The organism is Leeuwenhoekiella marinoflava DSM 3653 (assembly GCF_900129005.1).
Classification (GTDB): domain Bacteria; phylum Bacteroidota; class Bacteroidia; order Flavobacteriales; family Flavobacteriaceae; genus Leeuwenhoekiella; species Leeuwenhoekiella marinoflava.
Genome location: NZ_FQUN01000011.1, coordinates 193,502 through 199,841 on the forward strand (window position 1 = coordinate 193,502; position 6,340 = coordinate 199,841).

The following is a 6,340-nucleotide window of genomic DNA, read 5'->3' on the forward strand; positions in this document are numbered from 1 at the left end:
TTAATTTTTATCGAGATTGACTTCCCAATAACCTCGTGTGCCACCTACACGCTCTATAAAACCAGCATCTTTCAAGTTGTTTAGATGCTTTTGGATTGCAGATTCGTTGATATGTAATACTTCCGAAATTCCTGAACGGGTTATTCGGTTATCTGAAGCAATTAGTTTTAGAACTTCCTTTTGTCTATGCGTTAATTTTTTAATATCATCAATTTCAGCATCCTTCTGACCACCTATTTGACCACCTTTTAGACCACCTATTACACCACCTATTTGACCACCTTCTTCAACAGCAGTTTCTTTAGCAGTAAAAGTCATTCTAAGGAAGTTATCCGAAAAGCCAAAACTCTCTTTGCCATAGTGTTCCAAAATACGAGGGATGCCAGAACCCAACTGTTCCACAAGTTCCAAATCCTTAAAAATCCGCATCAGTTCTTTATTCCGTGGAACTGAAAAGCCCTCGAAAAATTCCTGTTTGCTCAATCCTTCCGGAAGACCGCCTGCAGATGTGATTTCAATTCTATCCGCAAAGATTTCAAACTTTGGGGTAATCTCATTGGTATAATCGTTATGCACAAAGGCATTGATGATGGCCTCGCGTAATGCGATGGGATTCCAAAGGTTGGCTTGCTGTCTTTCTTTGGCCGTTATTTTTGTGTTGGTTCTGTTTTCAACCGCAATTTTATCAATTACTTGCTTGGTGGCTTTGACCAGGCATTCGTGACCGTATTCGTTGCTTTCTATCAAGTCTATTCGGGTTTTGCCCGAATACTTGGCTACTTTAATAGAAGTATTGTTTTTGTCTGCCAAAAGATAGCCGGCATAATTGAATGCGCCATCTTCAGCAAGTAGTTCCAAGTTCTTTGCAAAGGCTTTACCAAGGGTATGACCCGATTCCTCGTAGTAGATTTTCAACTGGCTAAAGCTTAAATCTTGACGACCCGCTTTAATTTTGCTGATGGAATTTCGGGTGCGCTTGGCAAAGAGCTCGTCAATCATTTTTTGGGGCATTGGCTCAGCTGCTGAACCTAAGCGGATAAAACAACCCTTTTCGCTCATCCCGTATTTTTTGAGATGATAGGGTTTTTCGGGACCACTCGCCACAATGATTTTCAGGATATTCTTTCCATCTCGTTCTTCGCTTACAATATCAAAAAGACCCAAAGCTGAAGGGCGAATATTGTTCTTTAACCTGTCTTTAATTTTTAATTGGTCGCCATCCGCATCAGCCAGACCGAAAGTATTCCCTTCCTTATCAATACCAATATAAATAATACCACCTTCACGATAGTTTAAAAAAGCAATGACCTCTTTTTCAAGTCCATCGGACAGTTCTCGTTTGTATTCTATGCGGTTTGTTTCGGTCATTATTTAAATAAAAAATCTGACAGTAAAGATAATGATATTAAATTGTGGGAATAGGTTTTGCTTCTCACTACGCCTACTTAATGCCATATATTAATTGTCGTTGTTTAAATGCAGATTTACCACCTTCGAGAATTTCGCAACTAATTTCCCTTGTTCCTTTCCTGTCAATAGAACCTGCTTCCAAAACGTGTGATTTTACGCTTGTGCTTTTTAATGGAATTATTAATTCTGCATCGCCAAGTACGGCAATGTTAGGGTTATGGGTAACAATGATTACCTGTCTTGATTCTTTGATTTTACGTAAATTCTTAACAATCGTTTTAAATATGAATTCACTATCTAAATTATCCTCTGGTTGGTCAATTATAAGCGGCGTAGTACTTTTTGAAAGCATTAAAATTCCAAGTAAAACCGACTGTTGTTGACCTAACGACAATTGCGATATCGACTTTGTATTTCTTAATGTTTTACCCGTTACATCATCTTTATATAATCGTGTAACGGAAATTGAAGGTCTATCTTCAAATGGCAAGGCTTCAAAATCTTCGTAAGTATGGTCTTTAAGAAGTTTTTCCACGATAGTTTGAGCTTCATAATCCCCAATAAATCTTTTACCTTCATCATCTGTCAATGCTTTTAATGCATCATTGTCTTTGCGCATACAAATATCGACGAACTCAAATGGCGATAAATTTTTAGTGATTAAATATGCTCTTGGAACTTGGGATGTTCGCCAATCCATAGTCGTTTTTAATAACTGCTCAAATTCGTCAGAATAGTTTCCCTGGTCATATTTTACATTTATAAATAATCCATCGAGCGTATTCTTAAGATTGTCATTTATAGTTTGTCCAAATGCATTTCTGTAGTAGAAAATTCGTTGTTTTATGTCCTTTCTTTTTCCAATCAATTCTTTACGCACAGTTTGTAATTCATTTAAAAGTTTTTTGCTGTTTTCAAGTTTTTTTACCCTATTGGTTAAATCGATAATATCTTTCGATATTTGGTTGATTTTACCCAAATCAAAAGGAATACCTTGAGCTGCCAACTCTTGCTTTTTGGCGTCCATCTGTACCTGAATTGCTTTTTCCTTGGAAGCCCAATTTTTAAGTTCTGTTCTAAGCTCTTCTACTTTTGTTCCGAGGGCTTCATTTAATTCCCCTGCCTTGGATTTGACAATAGCTGAAAAATCACTAACAATATTCTTTACTTTCTGAAAATAATCCTTACCAACGACTATTTCTTCATCTGATAATTTTTCGAAATTTTCAAAGGTTTCTTCATCATTTAAAATATCCTTATAAGTCTGAATTAGTAGCTTAAGGTCGGCAATTAGATCTTGACGTATCTGTCTTTCCTTTATTAATGCGTTTTGGTATTTTACCAATTCCCCTGCTTTTTGCTTTTTTAAATTCTCTAATTTTTTCTGCTCGTTTTTAAGAGCTTTTCTTGTTTCATCAAGACTTAGTAATTCGAGTCTTAATTTTCTGGCATCGCTTTGGTTTTCGAGCAAATCTGTGATGATTTCTTTATCTTCGGAAATGAGGGGTTTTAAGTCTAAAAACCCATCAAGAAAATCTATCAAAACCGTTGGGTTTTCATCGCTGTGCTGTATAGTATCAGCTGTTTCGCCTTGACCATAACTTTCAATTTCAACACGTGATATTCCATTTATAGGGTCTGTTATATTCTGAGTACCATTATTCTTTTCTCTTGAAAATTCAATAGTTTGCCCAGCTTCATCAGTATATTGAAGTGTTATTTTCTGAGGCCACACATCGGAATCAACAACCTTTGAAGAAGATTGATTCCCTGATGTTTCTCGTAAAGTTTCTAATAAGGTTGACTTTCCCGCACCTCTACTGCCAATTATACAGGTTAAATTAGGACTTAGGTCTATATCCATTTCATCTAATAATCCACCTTCTATAAAAATCTTATTAAATACCGGTCGTTGCTCAGGTATAAAATCTTCCAGTCGAATTCTTGATTCGTGGCTCAACAGCGCAACCTTAAAGGCGTGGAAATTTAGTTCATCAACTTTTATCCTGGTCAACTTTTCATTTCCTTCGGCATTGGTTCCCAACTTATTTAAATTATGGGAATCTGAACCCATCAATTTAGGAAGGATTTGGTCATCATCCATTAATAAATTGTCGCGCCTCAGCCCCACAAGCCTCTTCCTATTCGCATCTTCATCGCTATTGGAATAAAAATGGAAATTTTCTTTTTTGGATATCTCAAGTCCTAAAAGGTTTGGGTGGCTAAAAATTTCTTCAATAGGCGGACCAAACCGCCCAATAGTTTTTTCAAAACCTGAATCAAGTTCGATGTGAGCTAATATGCCAATACCACTACATTGATGGGCAAAATCCAAACACTCTACGATTCCTTGTGTAGTGGTTTTCTTATCCTCACTTATATTTAATTTACCAGCGAATGACCTTAAATTTTGAAAAGTGTCGAAGTACAATAGCAAATGACCTTGCGTAGTGGTTACTTCAATTCCGGGAATGACCAAAATATCCTTATCTGCAGCGTAATTTATCGCTGTATTTGAATTAAATATCTCATTATGGTCAGTAATACTAATAATCTTCAATCCTTTCGCGATGGCGGTATCAACAATCGCCTCTGGTGTCATTGCGGTATCTTTAACATCGTAAGATCCAAATTCCCCGTATGAATGTATGTGTAAATCTGCTCTAAGAAATCTTGCCCCTTTAGTCATAAATTGCCGAATTTTTAAACTCTAATAATGCAATAAAATTAGCTTTATGCCAAAAGAAATCATTGTTTATTCTTAACAGATAAAATATTCTTTGAAAATTCACATCAAATTTCAATTAAATATCGACTTCGCCTCATCATAAATTCTATCAAAATTAGTAGATAAATCTGCCTGAGAATATTGCTTGGATTCTTCAGGAAGCTGCCGCTGTATTCTTGACAATTTAAACTGCACTTTCTTATCCTTACCATCAGCATAGGTTATAAATTCGCCCTGTTTTAATCGAAAGAAAACGTCTGCTCTTATCTTCGGTATCTCTTTTTCGCCCGTTGTTATTCGCGTATCAAAATCCAGATTATGCCCACGACTTATACTCTTCGTAGGGTCTTTGATAATTTCAAAAAAGCGTTCGTAATATTTGGCAGTATCTGGGTCGTTGACCTTGCCGAAAAATTGGTAGGATAGATTGCTTAAAATCGCTTTGCTTGCCTTGTCCCCATACATCATATCATTTTGTATTTTGTCCTGCATCACATAAATCGTAGAAATATTATAGCTTCGAAGTGTCGCAGGAATACGATGCATATTCAATAAACGAATGGTTGGTGCTTCTTCCATCATCAAAAAAGAAGGCTTTGCATTGCGTACACTCATTTGTTTTGTAATGGTATGGATGATGGTGGCAATCACAGGAGAATACGAAGTTTCAAATTTGGGATTGTTCACGACCGAAATTACAGTTGGATTTTCAGGACTATTTATATTGAGTGGCACTTCGTCCGCAGACAACGCCATAAAAATGCGGTGTGTACTAATTCGTTTAAAAGCATTGGCCAAGGTGCTTTTTACTCCTGCGGTCTGTCTTTCAGAATCTTTTCCACTTATAAAAGCATCTGCCATTGCCCTCGATGTCGTATTGGTTTCCAAAAACTGGATAAGGCTGTTTGTGTCCAGATATTGATAAATGGCGATTAAATGTGGAAGGGTACAGAATTGTGGATAGGTAGTTTTTAATTTCCAAATCAATCCACCAATCAAGCCTTCCGCAGCATCATTGAAAAATTTGGTCGTTCCAGTTGTTCCAGATTCCCGTTGTTCCAAAAGGTTTTCAATCAATACCCTTGAAACTTCGTTTACGCTTTCCTCGTTCTCTAAATAGCGTGGTGCAATAGGATTTACCCTATGTATGATTTTATCAAAGGAAATGACCTTAAACGGGATATTACCATCTTTAAAAAGGGGATAAGCCATTTCAGTAAGCTCAAAATCCTTGTAGTCGTGGATAATTCCGCAAAACCCTTCTTTTTCGAAGTGTTTCAAAAAACCATAGACTACACTTTCGGTCTTTCCACTTCCCGCAGAACCGATTATAGATGCACCACGTTTGATGTTATCCAGTTTGAAGTTTCCTTTTGTAGTGGCAAAGTTGACCTGATATTTGGCATTTCCACTTTTAGGCTCGTCCGTTTTATGCAAGAATACATACATTCCTATATTAATTAATATCAGAGGACAAACAAAATAAAGTGCTATTTGCACCAATGGTAATTGTTCATTTAAATAATACACAAAAGCGCCAATCAATAGAAAATTGACGACAAATGCATATCTGCTAACCCGAAATATTCCATAGAAAACAACACTGGCTACACCAATAATAAAAAGTACTGTTACGAGATTGTCCATTTGTATAATTTTAAGTTAGATTCCGATGGAACTTGATTTGATGGCCACTTCCGCACCACGTCGTAGCTTGTTAAATATTTTCATTACCAATTGTGCCTGCGTGACCGGAATACTCGGCATTATTGGAATATTACTTTCACGCATTAATTTGAACGCAATCGCTTTTTCGTTGGTTGGTAGTTTCATCAACGATGCAAAATAGATTTTCGGATTCTTGATGAAATCCTTTCTTGCCTTATAGGTTTCAGCGAAGTTCCTTTGATAGCCAAAAGTCTTATCAAAAGTCTTTTCTGCTTTCTCAAAAAACCCATCTCTATCAAATCCCCGTTTTACCGTTTTACCATTTAATTCAACGTCGGAAGCTTTATATTTACTTCCAGGTGACAAACTGAATCGGTTTGATGCATCCTTGCGGCTAACGATAATATGTAAATGGCTTTGGCCTCCTGCTTTTGGCATTCCTTGTACTATTCGTTTTCCGTTCTGTTGGTGCGGTGCTTCTCTTTCTAGTTTCCCGATTTCTTTTTCCAATTTTTTCACATTTCCTTCTGCTCG

At 36.7% G+C, this 6,340-nt stretch carries 4 protein-coding genes; all 4 read right to left on the reverse strand.

Translation table 11 applies throughout. The features are described from left to right. On the reverse strand, positions 1-1,368 hold the full coding sequence (locus tag BUB91_RS11600) for an RNA-binding domain-containing protein (RefSeq protein ID WP_073099389.1): 1,368 nt from the start codon (positions 1,366-1,368) through the stop codon (positions 1-3). A gap of 73 nt (positions 1,369-1,441) precedes the next feature. Continuing rightward, the gene (locus BUB91_RS11605) at positions 1,442-4,099 is read right to left on the reverse strand and encodes a TrlF family AAA-like ATPase (RefSeq protein ID WP_073099390.1); all 2,658 of its coding nucleotides are present in this window, start codon (positions 4,097-4,099) and stop codon (positions 1,442-1,444) included. A gap of 111 nt (positions 4,100-4,210) precedes the next feature. After that, positions 4,211-5,785, reverse strand: coding sequence for a type IV secretory system conjugative DNA transfer family protein (locus BUB91_RS11610; protein ID WP_073099391.1), 1,575 nt, complete (start codon positions 5,783-5,785; stop codon positions 4,211-4,213). A gap of 15 nt (positions 5,786-5,800) precedes the next feature. After that, positions 5,801-6,340: DUF5712 family protein (locus tag BUB91_RS11615; protein WP_254796103.1), on the reverse strand; the 540-nt coding region annotated here is incomplete at its 5' end.

Bases quoted from the DNA above. Each gene is read 5' to 3' on its own strand.
- BUB91_RS11600 (WP_073099389.1), bottom strand. From the start codon at position 1,368: ATGACCGAAACAAACCGCATAGAATACAAACGAGAACTGTCCGATGGA.
- BUB91_RS11605 (WP_073099390.1), bottom strand. From the start codon at position 4,099: ATGACTAAAGGGGCAAGATTTCTTAGAGCAGATTTACACATACATTCA.
- BUB91_RS11610 (WP_073099391.1), bottom strand. From the start codon at position 5,785: ATGGACAATCTCGTAACAGTACTTTTTATTATTGGTGTAGCCAGTGTT.